We start from the raw sequence: 19,468 nt of genomic DNA, 5'->3' as shown, positions 1-19,468 counted from the left end.
CCGACGGGGAGCGGGGCAGTAAACCTTTGTGTGACCGCTAGCCCCAGGCGAAGCCGACGGCTGCGCGAACCGACGGCGCGGCCAACAGCGGGTCGGCCGACTCGTGTGTCATCCGGACGAGACTCCGTTTCCGGCGAAGGCCGTGTTCACGAAGTCGGTCCACAGTATCGTCGGTCGGCAGCGCGTCTACGATGACGCGGGGGTCTGTGAGCATGTCTTCGATTCGGTTGAGGAGCGCCGACAGTTCGGGGCCGCTGTGGGCGACGATGGGGCCGACCTGTGGGCGTTCGAGTCCCGGCCGAACCACCGCGTACGCACGGAGGTCCTCACCATCGCGGACGCCGATGGCCGTAGTTCCCACCTCGGAGAGCAGGCGGGTCAACAGCGCAGAGCGGTCCACGCCGAGGGTTTCGCGGTCGAGTTTGCAGAGCGCTTCGACGTACTGTGGTTGGACGACTGCGGCGTCGAGCGACGTCGAAACCGGAGCGAGCAGCCCCGTCCAGCGTTCGATTGGGGTCTCGCTGCGAAATCCGAACTCGCGATACAGTGGCGCTCCGTACTCGGTGGCGTCGAGGCCGATAGCCACGTCTTCCCGGTCGGTGGCGTAGGTTAATCCCCGTTCAAACAGGGCCGTCCCGTAGCCCTGCCGGCGGTGAGCTTCGTCCACGAGTACCATGCCGACCCAGCGCACCGCGTCGTCGTACGTGGCCACGCACGTCGTCGCCACGAGTTCGTCGTCCACCCACCCGCCGAAACAGCCGTCTGGGTCGAACGAGAGAACGCGGTTCCAGTCGGCCGCGGTTTGATTCCACCCCGCCTGCGTCGAGAGGCGGAGGGCCTGGTCTACGTCACTCGGAGAGAGCGGGGCGATATCTATCACACCTTACCAAACGGCTGTACCTAACTAAGTGTGTCGCCCGGTCACACACGGGGGCGTGGTCGGGTGGTCACTGCGACATGCTGTGGACGCGAGTGCCTCCAGAACCTCCAGGATGAGGGACATTTATACCGGCGCGAGGTGAGGTGCAGGTATGGGAGTCTCCATCACGGATACGAACCTGTATGTCCTGAACATGACGCGACGGATGACGTTTCACTTTGGGAACGTCCACGTCGCGGAGGGGCCACAGATACTGCTCGAACTCACCGCCGACGTAGACGGTGTGCGCGAAACCGGCCTGAGCATGGGTGCCCTCGCGCCGATGTGGTTCCACAAGAATCCCGACATGGGTATGGAAGAAGGCGTCGCTGACATGGTAACCGTCTTCGAGGCCGCCTGTGACCATGCGGAATCTGCGGACGCAGAACCGACAGTCTTCGACGCGTGGTGGTCGCTCTACGACGCCGTCGGTGACTGGGCGGCGGACACCCCTCACCCGCCATTGCTCTGGAGTTACGGAGTGAGCCTGGTCGAACAGGCACTCATCGACGCGTTCTGTCGAGCCACCGACACCGCCTTTCCCGATGCCGTTCACGAGAACACACTCGGCATCGACCTCGGGCGAATCTACGACGACCTCGACGGGGTGGAACCGACCGACCTCTTGCCCGACTCACCCACCCGGTCGATTGCCGTCCGCCACACCGTCGGTTTGAGCGACCCGCTTGTCCCCGCCGACGTCGAACCAGCCGACCGCCTCGACGATGGCCTTCCACAGACCCTCTCCGAGTACGTCGAACAACAGGGCGTCGCCCACTTCAAGATTAAACTCGCCGCGGACGAGGGCGATGCAGACCGCCTTCGACGGATTCACACGCTTCTCTCCGACAGCTCGCTCTCACACTACGCCTTCACGCTCGACGCGAACGAACAATACGGAAGTGTGGGTGAATTTCGCGAGCAGTGGGAGACGATGCAAGCAGATGCAAACCTCGATTCGTTCCTCGACAACTTGCTCTACGTCGAACAACCACTCTCGCGCGACGAGGCCTTTAGCGACGAGACGCGACGGGTGTTCGCCGAGTGGGCAGACCACCCGCCGGTCATCATCGACGAATCCGACGACCACGTCACCAGTCTCGCGACGGCGCTCGACTGTGGCTACGCGGGAACGAGTCACAAAAACTGCAAGGGCGTGTTCAAGGGCATCGCGAATCGCTGTCTCATCGAACACCGGCGACGCACCGACGGCAACCGCGAGTATCTGATGAGCGGCGAGGACCTCACGACGCTCGGTCCCGTCGAACTACAGGAGGACCTCGCCGTGATGGCGACGCTCGGGATGGACCACGTAGAGCGCAATGGACACCATTATTACCGAGGGTTGAGCATGCTTCCAACGGAGGTTCAGGACAACGTCCTCGATGCACACGACGACCTCTATCGCCGCCACGAAGACGGCTTCCCGACCCTCGACATCCGCGATGGTCGCATCCGCATCGACTCGGTACTCGCCGCACCCTTCGGCCACGACGTTGACCTCTCCGCGACTCGCTTCACGCCGATCGAAAACTGGCGCGTCGAGTCAATCTACCAGTAGCCTCGCACCGACTTCGCGAAAATTCGCTTCGGCACTCCACTGAAAACCCGCTTCGGCCCTCACTCAACACCCCTTCGCCCTCCACCGGGGTAACGCTCTTTACACCGCGCGCTGTGGCTTTTCGAATGGAGATAACGCGACTCACCACCAGACGGACGATTCTCGACTGTATCGACCGCTGGAACGCGATTCACCCATCCGTTCCGTTCGCCCGCAGACTCGCCGCACAGCGAATTTTCGTGCCCGCGCCCGGCGTCTCCGTGACCGTCTGGGGCGTTGTCCCCGAATCCGGCGACGCCCCGGTTGGTTTTGCCATCACGAAACATCTCTCACGGCCCGTCCCCGGATACGAGGACGCGACGACGGGGTGGCTCAGTCTGTTCGCGCTCGACCCCGTCGCCTGCGACGTGGCTGACGACGGCGCTGACCTGCTCGAAACCGCGCTCTCCCACCTGCGTGACCGGGGCGTCACCACCGTCATCCTCGGGAGCGACATCCGCAAGTTCATGCCTGCGTTGCCGCGACCTGTCCACGACCACTACGCGGACCTGCTCGAAGCCGTCGACTTCGAGGCCGGCGGGACAGTCGCCGACCTCTACTGCGACCTGCGCGCACCAGGGACAGACGAGCGACTCAGCGAGCACCGCTCGCCGTCCGCGAGCGTCGACGTCGGACCTGTCGAGCCGGCGACGGAGCCGGCCCTCCACGACTTTATGGCACGCGAGTTCCCCGGTCGCTGGCAGTTTCAGGTCGAGGCAAACTGCACTCACCCCGGAGGCGTGGACGACTACTGGGTCGTGAGAGACGAGGGCGAAGTCGTGGCGTTCGCACGCACCGGCACGGCAGACTCGCCGGTCCTCTCTGCGTGCCTCAACTGGGTCGAAAAGTGGGGCCCACGGACCTGCGGGCTGGGGCCAATCGGTGTCGCTGAATCGCGTCGGCGCGAGGGCCACGGACTCCTCCTCATCGCGAACGTGATGGCGGCCTTCCGCGAGCGGGGCTACCAGCACATGGTCATCGACGGGGTGGCCGACGGATTGCGGGGATACTACGCCCAACTCGGCTTCGAACCGGACATCGAGTTCGTCTCCTATCGAGCGACGCTTTGAGTCGGTCGATAGGAGACGACTCGGGACTTACAGCAGCTCGTCGACGTTGCGCTGAATCTTTCGGATGGCGTCGCCGATGGCCCGAATCCCCTCCGGTTCCGCCAGCAATATCACGTGCGAGAAGGTGATGTTCGTGGCGACGACTTCCTCGACGCCCGGCAGATGGAGACTGCGATACGCGGGCACGTCGACGTCGTCCGGCACGAGCGCCTTCACCTTCTCCCGCGAGAACGTCGGCTGCTTGTACATCGGGTAGGTGTAGCCAGTGCCCCCCGGAACGCCCTCGGCGTTGAGTGCTTCGAGGAAATCGTCGCGCGAGAGGCCGCCGAAGGCAGCCGGGTCGTACTTGAGGTCGAACAGACAGTAGCCCCGTGCGGTGATGCGGTCGTCGTCGGGTTTCGCCGAGACGCCGTCTATGGTCTCGAGTTCCTCGCGGAGGATGCGCTCGTTCTCCCTGCGCGTTTCGTTCTGCGCTTCGAGCTGTTCGAGTTGCGAGCAGAGCAACGCCCCCTGGAATTCGGTCATGCGACAGTTGCCCGCAAGTTCGTAGTGGCGGTACGCCTTCCCGCTCACGCGGCCGATGTTGTGAATCAGGTGGCCGCGCTCTGCGAGCAGTTCGTCGTCGGTGATGACGACGCCGCCCTCGCCGGCGGAGAGGGATTTCGTCTCCTGGAACGAAAACGTCCCGACGTCGCCGAAGGTTCCGATTTTCTTGCCGCGCCACTCGGTGCCCTGGGCGTGGGCCGCGTCCTCGACGAGAAACAGGTCGTGTTCGTCGAGGACGGGAAGTAGTTCGTCGAAATTCATCGGGTAGCCAGCGATGTGGACGCCGACCATGCCGACGGTCTTGTCCGTGATTTGCTCTTCGACCGACGCCGGGTCCACGTTGTACGTCTCCGGGTCCACGTCCACGAACTTCGGCACCGCGCCGAGGGCGGTGATTGCGCTCCCCGTCGCGATGAAGGTGTACGGAGGCAACAGCACCTCGTCGCCGGGCCGGACGTCGCACATCCGGAGGGCGACCTGAATCGCGACAGTCCCGTTCGCCACCGCGATGGCGTGTTCTGCCTCGTGGTACTCGGCCCACTCGTCTTCGAATCGTTCGACCCACTGGGCGTTGCCGTTGTTGCGACACCACGCGCCCGATTCGAGCGCGTCGAGTACGTTCTCTCTGTCCTGTTCACGGGTCTGGGGCCACGTCGGAATTTCGAGGGCGTCGGCTGCCTTCGGTCCACCGTGCAATGCTAACTCGCTCATCGCCTCACCTGTTTCTTCTCCAAGTATTAAGCGTTTGTCCGGTGGTAACACCTCTCGCCTGTCGGGGGCAGAACTATGTCCCTCCGAATCGGTTGTCTCTCGTGTCCGATGGCCCCTTCGCCACATTCGGTCGACCCCGAGCCACTCCGCAAGCGACTGCTCCGCTTCTACGCCCACGAATCCGGAGACCACACGATTTCTGACGTGCCCGACCACTCGGCGGCGTATCTCGAACTGCCGAAGTTCGAACTGGCCCGCCGGGGTCACGACCCGCCGCCAGTCGACGAGTCGAACATCGAGGCGACGCTCTCGGTGGTGGAGCGACGCGCCGACTGCGCCGATTTCGGCCTGAACGCGCTTCTCAGATTCCTTTACCGGTACGCCGACTCACCGCGTCTCTCGCCCGCACTTCGCACCGCCATTCAGGAGGCAGTTTGCGGGTTCGTCTACTGGTTCGACGACGCGGCGACGGAGATGTGGTTCAGCACGGAGAACCACCAGATTCTGTTTCACACGGCGGAACTGCTCGCTGGCCAGTTGTTTCCAGACACGACCTTCGCGGTGACGGGAAAGCCGGGGTCGTGGCATCGTGACCGGGCACGAACCGCCATCGACCGCTGGCTGGACTGGCGGGCCAGATTCGGGTTCAGCGAGTGGCTCTCGAACGCCTACTACGACGAGGACCTCGTCGCGCTCGCGAACCTCGCTGTCTTCGCGGCCGACTCCGCCCTCCGCGAACGGAGTCGAACGCTCATCGACCTCACCCTGTTCGACGTGGCGTGCAATTCCCATCGCGGCGTTTTCGGGAGCACGCATGGGCGAACCTACGCCCGGTACGTCCTCGACCCCCTGCGCGAACCGACGAGTGCGCTTCAGTACCTCTGTTGGGGTGCGGGCACGGTCGAGCAATCGCTGAGCCTCGCAGCGGTTGCCCTCGCTTCTGACGACTATCGCGTCCCGCCGGTCGTCCAGGAAGCGGCACTCACACCGAGGGTCGAAACGCGCGAACGCCACAGCCTCGACGTAGAGGACGCCACAGCCTACGGCCTCGACCCGGATTCGCGCGAGGACCAACTGTTCTTCTGGGGCGCACTCGCGATGGGCCACCGGGACGTCGTGGACGCGGCGCTCGCCCGCGTCTCACCCACATACGAGAAGCGCCTGCCGGAAATTTCCGGGGCTGCGGCGTACCACGAGACCTTCGCGAATCATCCAGACTACGACCCCGACCCGAACAACACGGCCATGACGCAAGCCGACGTGTACACCTCTCGTCGCCCCGAGTACATGCTGAGTTGCGCCCAGGACTTCCGCAAGGGGAAGTTCGGCTTCCAGCAGCACGTCTGGCAGGCGACGCTCGCGGGTCGGGCACCTGTGTTCGCGAACCACCCGAAAGGGCCGCTCGAATCGGTCGGCCCCGACGGCTACTGGTGCGGAAACGGCCTGCACCCGCGTGCAGCAGCATACGAAAACGTCCTCTGCTGCCTATTTCGCGTCGGCACGCCTCCCCACCCGGTGCCCGACATTCCGGGCTTCGACGCATCCTTCGCGGAGACGCCGTACACCCACGCGTTCGTCCCGCGATACGCCTTCGACGAGTTCGTGTCGGGCGACGACTGGCAGTTCGGCCGCGCTGACGACGGGTACGTCGCCATCGCCGCGACCACGCCGACTCGCTGGCGCGACCCGGACCCGGCGGTCACCGACCTGCTTCCCATCGATGCCGGGGCGACCAACGAGCCCTACGAACTCGTCGCCGACGGGACCGAAACGGCGTGGCTGTGCGAACTCGGGTCGGCCACCGAACACGGTTCGTTCGACGAATTCGTCGAAGCAATCACCGGGAGTTCGGTGGCGGGGTCGGGCACGAACGTAACCTACGAGTCCCCGACCGTCGGAACGGTCGAATTCTCGTGGGACGGCCCGCTCACGGTCGACGGCAGGGAAATCGGTCTGGCGGACTACCCACGCATCGACAATCGATTTTGCACCACGGAGTTCGGTGAGACCCGCGACGAATTACGGGGCGAGACGACGACCACGCTCGATTTCGGGGAGTAGCGCGGCCGTCGAGAGGGTTCTCGACGCCTCCCGAAGATACAAGACGGTTGCCACGAGACGTACACGGGATGCAGACAGCCATCCTCACGAAGGTGTTTAGCGACCAGTCCCTGCAGGACGCCTGCCGACTCGCCGCGGACATCGGCTACGACGGCGTCGAACTGACGGGGTCTGCGAACCACCTCGGCCCGGAAACCACGCTCGACGAGGCTCGCGACCTGCGCGAACACCTGGACGACCTCGGCCTCACCGTCCCGTGTATCGCCACCTACACGGGCGGCTACGTCGGGAAGTCGGACGCGGAACGGCAGGCAGAACTCGACGAACTCGAACATTATTGCGAACTGGCCGACGTGCTCGACGTGAGTCTCATCCGCCACGGGCCTGGCGGGCCGGGGTCGTACAAGGCCACTGACGCCGACTACGAGACGGCCGCCGAGTGGTATCAGAAGGCTGCGGACGTGGCTGCCGACCACGGCAAAGCACTCGGTATCGAGATTCACAGCAATACGCTGGTCGAATCGAGCGAGGACGCGCTTCGCTTCCTCGACATGGTCGACTGCGACAATGTGGGTGCCATCCACGACGCCGGGAACATGTACATCTCACACGTCCCGAGCGGGGCAGAATCCGTCCAGAAACTCGGCGACCGTCTCTGTCACGTCCACGTCAAAGACGAACGCGCCGTCCCGGACGGCGACGGGGAGGGCAGATTCGAAATCGACACGCGAAAGGGGATGGGTTGGTACGAACCGACCCTGCTCGGCGAGGGTGACACAGACCACGACGCGGTCGTCGAAACGCTCGCCGAGATGGGTTACGACGGCTACCTCACCAACGAGTGCCACATCCCGCCCTCCGCGTCGCTCACGGACGAGGAAATCGCGCGCGAAGAGTACGAACGCCTCACCGCGCTCATCGAAGCTGCCGGCACATAATCGTTATACCCTCCGCTCCTGTTTTGTCGTGTATGCCGCCACGCATCGGAGTCGTTGGACTCGGAACGATGGGGTCGAATCACGCTAGCCGCCTCACTAACGCCGGAGCGATGGTCGTGGGCACGGACATCAACGCCGACGCTCGCGCCGCCTTCGCAGACCGGTTCGAGACGCAAGTGTACGCCGACCACGAAGCGATGTACGAAGACGGCCTTGACGGCGTCGTCGTCACCGTCCCGAACGCCTTCCACGAGGAGTTTACCGTTTCAGCCCTCACCCGTGACATCCCCGTGCTCGTCGAAAAACCGCTCGCGCACACGCTCGAAAGCGCAGAGCGAATTGCCGACGCTGCCCGAGACAGCGACGCCTTTTGCACGGTGGGGCTGGTCATGCGCTACTACGACGCCGTCACCGAGTTGCTCGACCGAGCAGCACGCGGCGAGTTCGGGACGGTACACCACGTCGAAGCGAACTACCTTCGGCGCCAGGGTGCGCCAAAACGCGGCTGGTTCACCGACCCCGACCTTGCCGGCGGCGGTGCGCTGCTCGACGTGGGCATTCACGTCCTCGACCTCGCGATGGCCGTCCTCGACTTTCCGGCGGTCACCGAGACGTTCGGCTGTGTCCGCACCGAGCGCGACCCACTGCCCGTAGAGGATAGCGCGAGCGGCCTCGTCCGGTTCGAAAGCGGACAGAGCCTCGCGCTCGAAGTCTCCTGGGCGGCCCACTGCGAATCTGCCCAGTCGCTCGTCGTCCGCGGCGACGAGGGCGGCGCACACCTCGATATCGCCACTCAGACGCTTCGCGTCTTCCCCGGCGACGGGGCTGCGGCGGAGACAGTTTCAACTGAGACCTCAGACTGGCTGGCTCCCGAGGACGAGGCATTTCTCGCTGCCGTCGAACGAAATGTCCCGCCTGCCAACGGCACGCTCGAAGAAGCCCTCTCGGTCCAGCGAGTGGTCGAAGCGTTGTACCGAACCGGCGAACGAAAAACAGTCGTCCAGTCCTGAACCGTCGTAACTCCGCCTACTCCCTCTCGACGGCTACCCACTCGCCGGTCCGGTCTGATTCGTAGGCGGCGTCGAGGACGCGCAGGACGCGCATCGCGTCGGTCACGTCAGCCGGGTTGGACGCGCGGCCGTCGCAGGCGGCGAGGAACTGGTCCATGAACGCGAGGCCCCACTCGCCGCCGTAGCCGGAGACGGGTCGGTAGTCGTGGACGAGTTGTTCCTCATGGTGGCGGCCCGTTTCGTCGGTCTTCGACAGGTGGAGTTCGGTTTCTCCATCGAAACCAAAGGTCGGACCCATTGGGTCCCACGAGGCGCTTCCTTGTTCTCCGTAGAGTTTCACTTCCGTGTCGTAGCGTCCCTCGCCGAGGTAGTAGCCACAGGTGTGCGAACCGAGGATGCCCGAGGCGGTTTCGAACTGGAGAACGGCTCCGTCTTCGACGTCCACGGCGGGCGTGTCGGCCCGCATTCGGGCGTTGACGCGGACGATGGGGTCGTCGAGAACCCAGGGCACGAGGTCGATCCAGTGGACGCCGAGCCACTGGACGATGCCGCCCCTGCTCGCCGCCCGGTCGAAGAGGTAGTGGTCCGTGTTTCGGGTGGCTAACTGCGAGGCGACGAACCGAACGTCGAACGACTTCACGTCTCCGAAGTGCCCTCGCGCCACGAGGTCGGCCAGCCGTTTCGAGAAGGGGTGGCCTCGCCAGGCGTAGGAGAAACCGACCGTCGCGTCGCTCGCGGCGACAGCCTCGGCAACCGGTTCGAACTCGCTCGCAGAGCGGGCCGCTGGTTTTTCGGTGAACACGTCCACGCCGCGTTCGACCGCCGCTTCGATGGCGGCGGGGGTCTCGCGATTCGAGAGGGTCACCCAGAGCAGGTCCACGTCCGCCCCGTCGAGCAGTGACGGGACATCGCGGTAGTAGGGAACCTCCGTGAGTGAATCTGCCTCCACGTCCTCGGGGTGGGTGTCCGGGTCTGCCACGGCAGTCACCTCGGCGTCCAAGTGTTGGATGCTCTCGATGTAGGGCGCGCGGTGGTGGTGGTCGAGGCCGACGTAACCGATGCGTTTGGTCATGTGGTCACCTGAACGCCGGGATGACTTCGTCGCCGAACCGTTCGAGGCAGGCGAGAGTCGTATCCTGTGGCTGGCCGGGGAACTGACACCGGATGAGGACGTGGTCCACCCCGAGGTCCTCGTATTCGCGCAGTTGCTCGATACACGCTTCCGGCGACCCGATGACGAACTTCTCGTTCAGTTCGTCGTAATCGACCGACACCTCGTGTTCGTCCATGTACGTCTGCCCCCAGCGGGCGTACAGTTCGTAGAGATTGAGCAGGTACGGTTCGATGGTCTCGCGAGCGTCTTCGACCGAATCGGCGACGAAACAATCGCGCATCAGGATGACGTCGTTGTCCTCGCGGGACATGCCGAATTCTTCCAGCGAGTCCTCGTAGACGCCAATCTGGTGTCGCAGGTCCTCGGTAGTCGAGGAGGCGCTTGCAATCCAGGCGTCGCCCCGGTAGGCCGCTCGCTTGATGGCGATGTCGGCGTGGCCACCAATCCAGATTGGCAGGTCGTCGGGTCGCGGGTTGATGAACACGTCGTCGAACGACCAGTAGTCGCCGTCGTGGGTGATCGAATCCTCGGTCCAGAGCCGTCGCAGCACGGACAGCGATTCGAGGAACATCCCCACGCGCTCGTCCATCTCCACGTCGAAGGGGGCGAGTTCGCGCTCGCGGTAGCCAAGCGCCGCTCCGAAGTTCATCCGGCCGCCGGAGAACTCGTCTATCATCGCCACCTGCTCTGCGAGGTGAAGCGGGTTGTAGAGGGCGGGCAGCATCGCCGCGGTTCCGAGTTCGAGCGACTCGGTTCGGGCGGCGAGGGCGGCGAGGGCCGTAATCGGTTCGACGAACCCCTCCTCGTGAACGTGGCGTTCGCCGACGGTGGCAGAGTCGAAGCCGACCGCTTCCATCAGGTCGGCCTGCTCGAACAGGTCCGCTTCGGTGAACTCACCGGCTTCCGTGTAGTACTGATTGAGGAAGACGCCGAACTTCATCGGGCGACCACCGTGGTCCACCGGTCTCCCGTGGCGCGTCGGCCGGTTCGTGCTAGACACTGTCTCGTGAGATGAGCCATGGGAATCGTTGGATAACTGGTTAATTATAGTTTGTGCCTCCGGCCATCGAAACCACCACGCACCGGCCTCGTTTCTCCGTCCAAAACGGCCGGCGACGCCGCGCGGTTCGCGCTCTGCCAGCATTTCTCAACTCCACGAGGATGGTCGTTCGAATCAAGGTGTTTGTTAATCCCAAACATTTATGCTCGAATCGTGAGATGCTAGCAAACAATGATGACGAACGAAGCGCGCAATCCGGTGAAGGGGGTCCAGACGTCCCTCGATATCATCGACGCGCTCCAGGAACACGACCGGGTGGGTGTGACGGCGTTGGCGAACGAACTTGGCATCTCGAAGGGGACGGTTCACTGTCACCTGGCGACGCTCAGACAAAACGGCTACGTCGTGAAAGACGCAGGCAAGTACCGCCTCGGCCTGCGTTTTATCGACGTCGCCCACCGCGTGAGAGACCGCCACGCCCTCTACGACCTCGTCACCGACGAGGTGGACGAACTGGCCAAAAAAAGCGGCGAACTGGCGCTGTTCACCGTCGAAGAACAGCACAAGGGTATCTGTCTCTACAAGGCGAGCGGCGAGCAGGCCGTGCGCACGCAACTCTACGTCGGTTATCGCAACAATCTCTATCACACCGCCGTGGGCAAGGCAATTCTCGCGTACAAACCCCAGTCCGAACTGAACGCCATCCTCGAAGCGACCGACTTCGAGTCGCTCACCAACGAGACGATAACCGACGAACAGGCACTGCGCGACGAACTCGAACAGGTCCGAGAGACCGGGTTCGCCTACAACCGCGAGGAGACGATTCCGGGTCTCGTCGGCGTCGGCGCGCCCATCCGCAATCAGGACGGTGGCGTTTACGGGGCCATCAGCGTCATCGGCCCGACGAGTCGAATGTCGGACGACCGACTCGAGGAAATCTCGGAGCTAATCTACCACACCGTCAACGTCATCGAAATCAACGCGACCTCGCTCTGAATCTCTGTTTCCCGCTTTTTTGCTACGCCGACTCCCCCTCGTAGGCGTCCGTGAGGCGAGTGCGTTCCTCTCCTGAGAGTTCGAACGCCGTGGCTCCGACGTTCTCGTCGAGTTGCGACACGCTTCGCGCCCCGACGATGGGGACGCAGGTGTACGCCTCCTGGTCGATGAGCCAGCGCAGCGCCACCTGTGCGGGCGTCACTTCTTTCACGTCCGCGATGTCGCGAACCTCGTCGAGCACCCGCCACTGGCGGTCCTCGAAGCGCCTCTCCCAGGATTCTCGCGCCCCGCGTGAGTCGGACGGAGCGTCGCCGTCGCGTTCGTACTTTCCGGTGAGGAAGCCGCCTTCGAGCGGCGAGTACGGACAGACCGCGAGGTCCTGGTCTGCGCACACAGAGAGCACCTCGTCGGGTGATTCTTGATACGCGACGTTGAACTTCGGCTGGACGATTTCGAAGCGGTCCCAGCCGTGCACGTCGCTCTGCCAGAGCGCCTTCGTCAACTGCCAGGCGGCGGTGTTGCTCGCCGCGAGGTAGTGGACGCGCCCCTCGCGAACGAGGTCAGAGAGGACCGACAGCGTCTCTGCTATCGGGGTTTCAGGGTCCCACGCGTGGATGTAGTAGATGTCGAGGTAGTCGGTGCCGAGGCGGTCGAGACTGCCCTCGATTTCCGCGCGAATGTTCTTCCGCGAGAGGTTCCGACTCTCACCGCCTTGCATCGCCCAGTACACCTTCGAAGCGAGGACCACGTCTTCGCGGTCCACGTCTTCGAGCCACTCACCAATCCACTGTTCGCTGCGGCCGCCGCCGTAGGAGTTCGCCGTGTCAATAAAATCGATGCCGCGATCGTAGGCGGCGTCCAGGAGTTCGTGGGCCTCCTCCCGGGAGGTTTCGAGGACGCCGTCGCGTTCGAGGCCGAAGCGCCACGTCCCGAGAGAGAGCGGTGCGGTCTTGATACCGGTCGAACCGAGTCTAACTGACTCCATGGGCAGACGACGACCACGCAGTGTATAGTTCTTGGTGCCCGCAAAAACGAGTCGTCGCCGCGACGTCAGTACTCCACGGCGACCGGCTCGCCGCGTTCCGCCGAGCGGTAGGCGGCCGCGACGACCGCCGTGGCCATTGCGCCGTCTGCTCCTGGGATGGCAGGCGGACGGTTCTCGGCGACCGCTGTGGCGAAGTCTTCGAGCAGGCCACGGTTCGGGTCGGTGCCGACGAACTGGGTGCGCCGGCCCGGCTCGTCGCCGTCGTCTGCGGTGTGGGCGAGCGACTGGTCGAAGCAGTCCACCGACAGCACGCCGTCGGCACAGAGTAGTTCGACCGTCGCGTCTCCCCAGGTGTGCCAGTGTTCGGGTCTGCTCCACGATCCGTCGAGCAGGAACTGCGTGCCGTCTTCGAGTTCCATCGACAAGACGTTCACGTCGTCGACCGGAATCTCGTGGAATCGCGTGTCCACCTCGGCGTACACCTCGGTCACGCGCTGGCCGGTCAGGTGGTAGACGAGGTCCACGATGTGGACGGTGTGGTCCATCACCGCCCCGCCGCCGGCGAGGTCGGGGTCGGCGAACCAGCCACCGGGCATCTGCCCGCGATTCGTCCCCGACACCGCCCGCACCGCGCCGAGGTCGCCGGTGTCGAGTCTGGCCTTCGCCGCCTGCGCCGCGTCGCAAAATCGAAGCGGCATGGCGAGCCCAAGGTGGACCCCCGCCTCCTCGCAGATTCTCACGACGTCGGTGGCCGTCTCGACGTTCGTCGCGAGCGGTTTTTCACAGAGGACGTGCACGCCGGCCTCGGCAGCGGCGCGAATCCACCGGTCGTGCATGGCGTTCGGCGAGCAGACGACGACGCCGTCCACGCGGTCCAGTAGCGTGTCAGTTGGCAGGGATTCGATGCCGTGGTGGGTCGCGAACTCCCGTCCGCGTTCGTCGTCGGTGTCGGCCACGCCGACGAGTTCGACTGTGTCCATCTTAGAGAGCAGGCGTGCGTAACTGTCGGTGTGGACGTGAGCCGCAGAGAGGATGCCGAGCGGCGTCGTCATTTGTCCACCTCCTCGGGCGCGACTGGTCGCCCGCTAGCTGCGGATTCCCTCGCCGCGAGTGCCAGTCTGAGCGCGGTCGTCGCCTCGTCCACTGTCACAGCCGGTCGTTCACCCGATTCGACGCACGCGAGGAAGTGTTCGACCTCCCGGCGGTAGCCGTCAGCCGAAACCGGCCGTTCGACCCGGACTTCGTCGTCGGTGAACTCTCGAACAGGCCGGTGGTCGTCGCTCGAAAGTTCGACGACGCCACCATCTCCGGCGAGTTCGAGTTCGCTCGTGAGTTTCCGAGCTTCTGGTTGTGCCCACGACGCCTCGACGTAGCCAACCGCGCCGTTCTCGAAGCGGAGCGTCGCGAATCCATGCTCGAATTTCTCGCCGGCGGTTCGCCGGGCGAACACGCGCTCGACCGGCCCCCACAACGACCGCAGATAGTCGAGGTCGTGAATCGAGAGGTCGAGGAACAGCCCGCCGCTTCGTTCGCGGTCTGCGTACCAGTCGCCTGATCCCCAGTCGGGAAACGGCGACAGTCGTCGAGCGCGAGCGACGCCGGGCGCACCGATTCCGTCGGTTTCGACCACGTCTCTGGCCCGCTCGTAGCCGGGGTCGAACCGGAGGACGTGGCCGACGAGCAGCGAAATCTCGCTCTCGCTCACGGCGCGTTCGATTGCGGCGGCGTCCGCGAGGGTTCCCGCAATCGGTTTTTCGAGGAGCACGTCGATGCCGTGGTCTGCGGCGCATTCGACGAGTTCGCGGTGGGTGTCGGTTGGGGTGCAGATGGAGAGACAATCCACCTCGCTCGATTCACAGAGGTCAGCGACGCTCGTGTGGGCGGTTGCTTCGAGGTCGTGGCGTTCGACGAACGGGGTCGGGTCGCTCGTCGCGGCGACGGCGACGACGTTCGCGCCCAGTTCACGGTACTGCTGTAGGTGGGTTCGGGCCATGAAACCCGTCCCCGCGATTCCGACACGGGTCACAGTCCGAATGTGGGTTCTGGTAGCATAAAACGAGGGGGCGAAAACGGCGTGTGTGACTGCGCTCAGTAGTACGGATTGTAGTCTGCGAGGAACGGCGCGCTGTCCACCGATATCGCGGCCAGCGCCTCGCTTTCAGGCGTAATCGCGTCGCCGGTGTCGATGGTCGCTTCGACGGCGAGTTGCAGCGTCGCCGCGTCGAGCAGTCGGTCGGTGTCGTCGCGTTCGCCGGCCACCACGTCCAGGAACGACTCAATGAACGGGTGATACATCGCCGCGAGCGAATCGCGATTGCTTTCGATGGCTACAGCGTTGGTCGTTTCACCCACATCGAGGACGCTGAACATCCCATCGTCGGGACTGCCGTCGAAGCGGAGCGTCGCGTGGGTGTGATTTTCGAATTCGACATCGACCGTCGTCCCCGGTTCCGCGGCGCGTTTCACCCGCGTCCAGTTTTGCCCCGCGAGGAAGCGAATCGTGTCGGTGAGATGGACGCGATAGTAGAAGTAATCGTTGAACCCGGCGGCGTACAGTGTGCGGCCGCGTCCGCCGCGGGGGAAATCCGCGAACGAGCGGTGAAACGGAACGGCAGAACCGCCGAACAGGGGCGCGTTCTGTGTCGCAGCCGTCAGTCGTGAGAGGTCGTCCACCGTTCCGGCGATGGGCTTGTCCACCATCGTCGGAAGGCCCGCATCGAGGAACGTCGTCGCGAGCGGGACGTGGGACTCCCAATCGACGGTGAGGACCATCGCGGCGTCCACGGACTCGGCGAGGGCGGCCACGTCGTCGTACCGGGTCGCGCGGTTGTCGCGACAGAACGCCTCCACGTACTCGTCGCTCCGGACGGCATTGCCGTCCCACACCCCGCTCACGGTCACGTCCGCCATCTCGTCGAGCACGGAGGCGAACGCCTCCGCGTGACTCGTGTCTAACCCGACGATGCCAATCTCAGTCATCTGCGTACACGTACTCTCTCGCGGCAATCGTTAAATACGTCTCCCCTGTCTCAAGCATCGACGTCCTCCCAGTCGGCGACCGACACCGGTTCCCCGCACGCCGCTGACTCGTAGGCAGCGAGGCAAACGGCCGCCTCGCGCAGGCCATCGCGGCCGGTCACGACCGTCTCGCGGCCATCACGAATCGCCGCGACGAAGTCGGCGAACAGGCCGGCGTTCGGTTCGTCGCCCCAGTACACCGAGTTGATGCCCGGCGACTCGCCGCCGTCGCGGGTTTCGGTGAAGGTGTAGTCGAAGCAATCGATGGCGAGTTCGCCGTCCGTGCCGACGAGGTTCAGCGTGGCATCTCCCCAGTAGTCCCAGGATTCGGGCCGGTCCCACGACCCGTCGAGCGTGAAGGGCGTGCCGTCGTCTAACTCCATCGAAAGTACGTTCACGTCTTCCACGTCGAGGTCCGCCTCCATCGTGGCGAGTTCGGCGTGAACGCGCGTGACCTCACCGCCGGTAATCCACCGCACGAGATTCACGATGTGGACGGTGTGGTCCATCACCGCGCCACCGCCGGCGTGCTCCGGGTCCGCGGACCAGCCGGTTTTGTGGCGATTGCGGAGTTTCGCGCGATTCGTCCCCGTCGCGAGCACCAACTCCCCGATTGCGCCCGACTGATAGGCCTCCCGTGCGCGGCGGGCCGGTTCGGTGAAGGGAAGTGGCATGCACATTCCAAGGGTCACGCCCGTCTCCGCACAGGTTTCGACGAGATCGCGGGCCTCAGCGAGCGTCGTCGCGAGTGGTTTCTCACAGAGGACGTGCACGCCGGCCTCAGCGGCGGCGCGAACCCACTTGCCGTGGGTCGCGTTCGTCGAACAGACCACGACGCCGTCCGCTCTGTCGAGGAGCGCGTCGGTCGAGAGCAGGTCTACGTCGAACCGGTCTGCGACCGCGGCCCCACGGTCCTGGTCGTCGTCCGCGACACCGACGAACGACACGTCGTCGAGTTCCGAGAGAACGGTCGCGAACCCGCCGGTGTGGACGTGGGCAGTCGAGAGCAGGCCGATTGAGACGGTCATCGTTCCCACCTCGGCGGCCGACCCGGTCGATTCGCTGGCGTTCGTGTCACTCTGCGTACCATGCCACTACCGCGTCGCCTCGACATATAAAATTTGAGGACGGAACGCTCGGTCACGGCTCGTCCCGCATCGTCCACGTCAGCAGTTCCTCGACCGTCGTGGTCGTCTCCTTCGTCCGGTGGTCCGGGCGTTCGTCAGTCATCAGCGAGAGCGCGGTGGTCACCACCGCCCGGTGGGATTCGTTGCGGACCACGTTGAGGAGTGCGAGCAACTCCTCGCGGTCGTTGGTTGCTGCCCCGTCGTCTCGACTACCGTCTCGTCCCCCGTCGATTTCGCGGAGTCGGTCCTCGTCGAACCCCGGTCGCAACCAGTTCCAGTAGCGTTCGTAGAACAGTCTGTGGGCGACCGACTGCCAGTACGCCGAAAACCGATCGTCGTCCGCCGTACACGCCGCGAGACGGTGCAGGTAGTCGAGATGGGCCGCACGCGACCGGTTCGCCCCCAGGTCGGCGACGATTCCATCCTCGACTTCGGTCGGAACCAGTTCGACGGTTGCGATGGCGTCACCGGCGAATTCCACGTCGAGTGCGAGTCCCCAACCGGTCGTCTCACCCGCTGCTTGCCGGTCGAACAGAAAATTCCCGAGGCTGTGGAAGACGAGGCCGTCCTCGTATCGCTCCCACCCCTGGGCGACGTGGGGGTGATGGCCGACGACGAGGTCGGCCCCCGCGTCCACGAAGTCGCGCAACCGCGAGCGGCGGGCGGGCGGCGAGAAGGGGACGTACTCGACGCCGCCGTGGCCGAGTACCACCACGACGTCCGCCGTCTCGGCTGCGTCTCGAATCGCGTCGTCTATCGCCGGGTGGTCGCTCCACGCGGTTCCCGGCGTCTCCGCTCCGGCGACGCCGAACTCGCGCTCACAGACGCTGAACACGGCGAGGTCCACACTGCCTGCGACGGTCGTTCGAACCGGCGCGAGTGCATCGCTCGCGTCCTCTCCCGCCCCGACCGTCGCGAGGCCCGCCTCCTCACAGGCGGCAATCGTCTCGAAAACTCCCTCGGGGCCGTAATCGAAACTATGGTTGTTGGCGAGCGTCGCCACGTCGAAGCCACTCTCTCCAAGCAGGGCGGGCGTCTCCGAGGCCGTCGTGAGCGCCGGACCACTCTTCGGTATCGGTTCGCCGTCCGTAGGAATCGGTGCTTCGAGATTGACGACGGCGCAGTCTGCCGCCCTCACCCGGGATTCGAGCGCCGGGGTGAGCAATCGGCGGTCCGTTGCTTGCTCGTCGAGACAGCAATCCCCCGCGACGAACAGCGACCAGGTGGGTTCGTCTCCTGTGGCGTCAGATACTGAGAGCGTGGACTGTTCGCTCACGAAGTCCCTCCGGCTATACCGTCGAACTCGTCTACGTAAACTGGTTCCCCTCGTTCCACGGAGTCGAGCGCGGCGAGCCCAACCGTGACCGATTCGAGGGCGTCCGCGGCGGTCACGCGGGGTGTCGCATCCCCCTCCACGCACGCGAGGAAGTGTTCGAGTTGGCGCGTGTAGGGGTCGGTCGCAAGCGGCATCTCTACCGGGTCGCTCAAGGGTGGAACCTCGCCGCGTTTCACTTCGATTGGATTGGATTCCGTGCTGTCATAGTTGATGTGACCGTCGGTTCCCGAGAACTCGAACCGGGTGAGGAGTTCACCGTCCTCCCGGTCGCTCCACCGGGAATCGACGTGGCCGACGGTGCCGTCTGCGAATCGGAGCGTCGTGAGCGCGTACTCCTCGTTGCCCACCACCGAACGCCGGGCGAACACGCGCTCGACGTCGCCACAGACCCATCGCAGGAAGTCGAAGTCGTGGAGCGCGAGGTCGAACAGTGCCCCGCCGCTTCGAGCGCGATTCTGGTACCAGCTTCCCAGCGCGGCGAAGGGTGATTCGCGGAAGGCGCGGACGTTTCCGACGGTGCCGATGACGCCGTCGTCGATGCGGCGTTTCGCCGTCTCGTACTCTGGGAAAAAGCGGACGACGTGACCGGGGCAGAACGGCACGTCTGCCGCGGTGACGGCGTCGACGATTGCTCGACTGTCGGTCAGGGTTCGGGCGAGTGGCTTCTCACAGCGAATCGCGAGGCCGTGGTCCACGGCGGCTTCGACCAGTTCGCGGTGAGTGTCCGTCGGCGTACAGATGTCGACCGCGTCGAGGTCCGCGTCAGCGAACATCGTCTCGGCGTCGGGGTAGGCCGTCGCGCCGTCGGTGACCTCGGTGGCGAAGTCGGTCGGTCGCCCGCGGGCGGCTACGCCGACCACCGCCGCGTTCGGGAGACGGGCGTACCTGAGCGCGTGGGTTCTGGCCATCAGTCCACGGCCGACGATTCCAATAGCTATCATCGATAGAACTCCGTCGGGCTGACACGATAAACGTTGTGTCACAGCCTGTCACTCGGTGGGAAAGAGTTTTGCGAGCGAGCGTGGTGGATGGGCACA

17 protein-coding genes are annotated in these 19,468 nt (G+C 64.7%); 6 read left to right on the top strand and 11 right to left on the bottom strand.

The features are described from left to right. Nucleotides 1-37: 37 nt before the first annotated feature. Nucleotides 38-880, bottom strand: coding sequence for a GNAT family N-acetyltransferase (locus tag P1M51_RS17710; protein WP_276248794.1), 843 nt, complete (start codon nucleotides 878-880; stop codon nucleotides 38-40). Between the two features lie 151 nt (nucleotides 881-1,031). Here P1M51_RS17710 and P1M51_RS17705 point away from each other — a divergent pair, with 151 nt between their 5' ends. Then, a complete protein-coding gene (locus tag P1M51_RS17705; RefSeq protein ID WP_276275010.1) occupies nucleotides 1,032-2,480 on the top strand; it encodes a hypothetical protein in 1,449 nt (482 codons plus the stop codon). Between the two features lie 125 nt (nucleotides 2,481-2,605). Next, nucleotides 2,606-3,589 carry a GNAT family N-acetyltransferase gene (locus P1M51_RS17700; protein WP_276248796.1) on the top strand — a complete coding sequence of 328 codons (984 nt, stop codon included), beginning with the start codon at nucleotides 2,606-2,608 and terminating at the stop codon, nucleotides 3,587-3,589. A gap of 27 nt (nucleotides 3,590-3,616) precedes the next feature. Here P1M51_RS17700 and P1M51_RS17695 read toward each other — a convergent pair whose 3' ends face one another. Next, nucleotides 3,617-4,846 carry a DegT/DnrJ/EryC1/StrS aminotransferase family protein gene (locus P1M51_RS17695; RefSeq protein WP_276248797.1) on the bottom strand — a complete coding sequence of 410 codons (1,230 nt, stop codon included), beginning with the start codon at nucleotides 4,844-4,846 and terminating at the stop codon, nucleotides 3,617-3,619. A 75-nt stretch (nucleotides 4,847-4,921) separates the two neighbouring features. Here P1M51_RS17695 and P1M51_RS17690 point away from each other — a divergent pair, with 75 nt between their 5' ends. From P1M51_RS17690 to P1M51_RS17680, 3 genes are all read left to right on the top strand, one after another. Further along, nucleotides 4,922-6,907 (top strand): hypothetical protein, encoded by a 1,986-nt coding sequence (locus tag P1M51_RS17690; RefSeq protein ID WP_276248798.1) that lies wholly within the window; start codon nucleotides 4,922-4,924, stop codon nucleotides 6,905-6,907. 68 nt (nucleotides 6,908-6,975) lie between these two features. Continuing rightward, on the top strand, nucleotides 6,976-7,845 hold the full coding sequence (locus P1M51_RS17685; RefSeq protein WP_276248799.1) for a sugar phosphate isomerase/epimerase: 870 nt from the start codon (nucleotides 6,976-6,978) through the stop codon (nucleotides 7,843-7,845). A gap of 32 nt (nucleotides 7,846-7,877) precedes the next feature. Continuing rightward, the gene (locus P1M51_RS17680) at nucleotides 7,878-8,855 is read left to right on the top strand and encodes a Gfo/Idh/MocA family protein (protein ID WP_276248800.1); all 978 of its coding nucleotides are present in this window, start codon (nucleotides 7,878-7,880) and stop codon (nucleotides 8,853-8,855) included. 16 nt (nucleotides 8,856-8,871) lie between these two features. Here P1M51_RS17680 and P1M51_RS17675 read toward each other — a convergent pair whose 3' ends face one another. Together P1M51_RS17675 and P1M51_RS17670 are read right to left on the bottom strand one after the other, a co-directional pair. Beyond that, the gene (locus tag P1M51_RS17675; protein WP_276248801.1) at nucleotides 8,872-9,927 is read right to left on the bottom strand and encodes a Gfo/Idh/MocA family protein; all 1,056 of its coding nucleotides are present in this window, start codon (nucleotides 9,925-9,927) and stop codon (nucleotides 8,872-8,874) included. A gap of 4 nt (nucleotides 9,928-9,931) precedes the next feature. Continuing rightward, nucleotides 9,932-10,909: an LLM class flavin-dependent oxidoreductase gene (locus P1M51_RS17670; RefSeq protein ID WP_276248802.1), complete on the bottom strand. Its 978-nt coding sequence runs from the start codon at nucleotides 10,907-10,909 to the stop codon at nucleotides 9,932-9,934. A gap of 291 nt (nucleotides 10,910-11,200) precedes the next feature. On the opposite strand from P1M51_RS17670, the gene P1M51_RS17665 reads away from it, so the two are divergent. Then, nucleotides 11,201-11,965: an IclR family transcriptional regulator gene (locus P1M51_RS17665; RefSeq protein ID WP_276248803.1), complete on the top strand. Its 765-nt coding sequence runs from the start codon at nucleotides 11,201-11,203 to the stop codon at nucleotides 11,963-11,965. Nucleotides 11,966-11,987: 22 nt separating this feature from the next. Here the strand turns inward: P1M51_RS17665 and P1M51_RS17660 are convergent, their stop codons facing one another. The 7 genes from P1M51_RS17660 to P1M51_RS17630 all read right to left on the bottom strand — a co-directional run bounded on the left by P1M51_RS17660 (nucleotide 11,988) and on the right by P1M51_RS17630 (nucleotide 19,372). Beyond that, nucleotides 11,988-12,950: an aldo/keto reductase gene (locus P1M51_RS17660; RefSeq protein WP_276248804.1), complete on the bottom strand. Its 963-nt coding sequence runs from the start codon at nucleotides 12,948-12,950 to the stop codon at nucleotides 11,988-11,990. A gap of 65 nt (nucleotides 12,951-13,015) precedes the next feature. Further along, nucleotides 13,016-14,002, bottom strand: a complete 987-nt coding sequence (locus P1M51_RS17655; protein ID WP_276248805.1) for a Gfo/Idh/MocA family protein — start codon at nucleotides 14,000-14,002, stop codon at nucleotides 13,016-13,018. After that, nucleotides 13,999-14,976 (bottom strand): Gfo/Idh/MocA family protein, encoded by a 978-nt coding sequence (locus tag P1M51_RS17650; protein WP_276248806.1) that lies wholly within the window; start codon nucleotides 14,974-14,976, stop codon nucleotides 13,999-14,001. The genes P1M51_RS17655 and P1M51_RS17650 overlap by 4 nt, the downstream gene beginning before the upstream one ends. A gap of 62 nt (nucleotides 14,977-15,038) precedes the next feature. Then, nucleotides 15,039-15,929: a Gfo/Idh/MocA family oxidoreductase gene (locus P1M51_RS17645; protein WP_276248807.1), complete on the bottom strand. Its 891-nt coding sequence runs from the start codon at nucleotides 15,927-15,929 to the stop codon at nucleotides 15,039-15,041. Between the two features lie 50 nt (nucleotides 15,930-15,979). Further along, nucleotides 15,980-16,996 carry a Gfo/Idh/MocA family protein gene (locus P1M51_RS17640; protein WP_276248808.1) on the bottom strand — a complete coding sequence of 339 codons (1,017 nt, stop codon included), beginning with the start codon at nucleotides 16,994-16,996 and terminating at the stop codon, nucleotides 15,980-15,982. A gap of 112 nt (nucleotides 16,997-17,108) precedes the next feature. After that, on the bottom strand, nucleotides 17,109-18,371 hold the full coding sequence (locus P1M51_RS17635; RefSeq protein ID WP_276248809.1) for a CapA family protein: 1,263 nt from the start codon (nucleotides 18,369-18,371) through the stop codon (nucleotides 17,109-17,111). Then, entirely contained in the window at nucleotides 18,368-19,372 is a 1,005-nt protein-coding gene (locus P1M51_RS17630; protein ID WP_276248810.1) for a Gfo/Idh/MocA family protein, read from the bottom strand. The genes P1M51_RS17635 and P1M51_RS17630 overlap by 4 nt, the downstream gene beginning before the upstream one ends. Between the last annotated feature and the right edge of the window lie 96 nt (nucleotides 19,373-19,468).

The organism is Haladaptatus sp. QDMS2, from assembly GCF_029338295.1.
Lineage (GTDB): Archaea > Halobacteriota > Halobacteria > Halobacteriales > Halococcaceae > QDMS2.
This window is presented reverse-complemented; position numbering and strand designations above follow the sequence as displayed.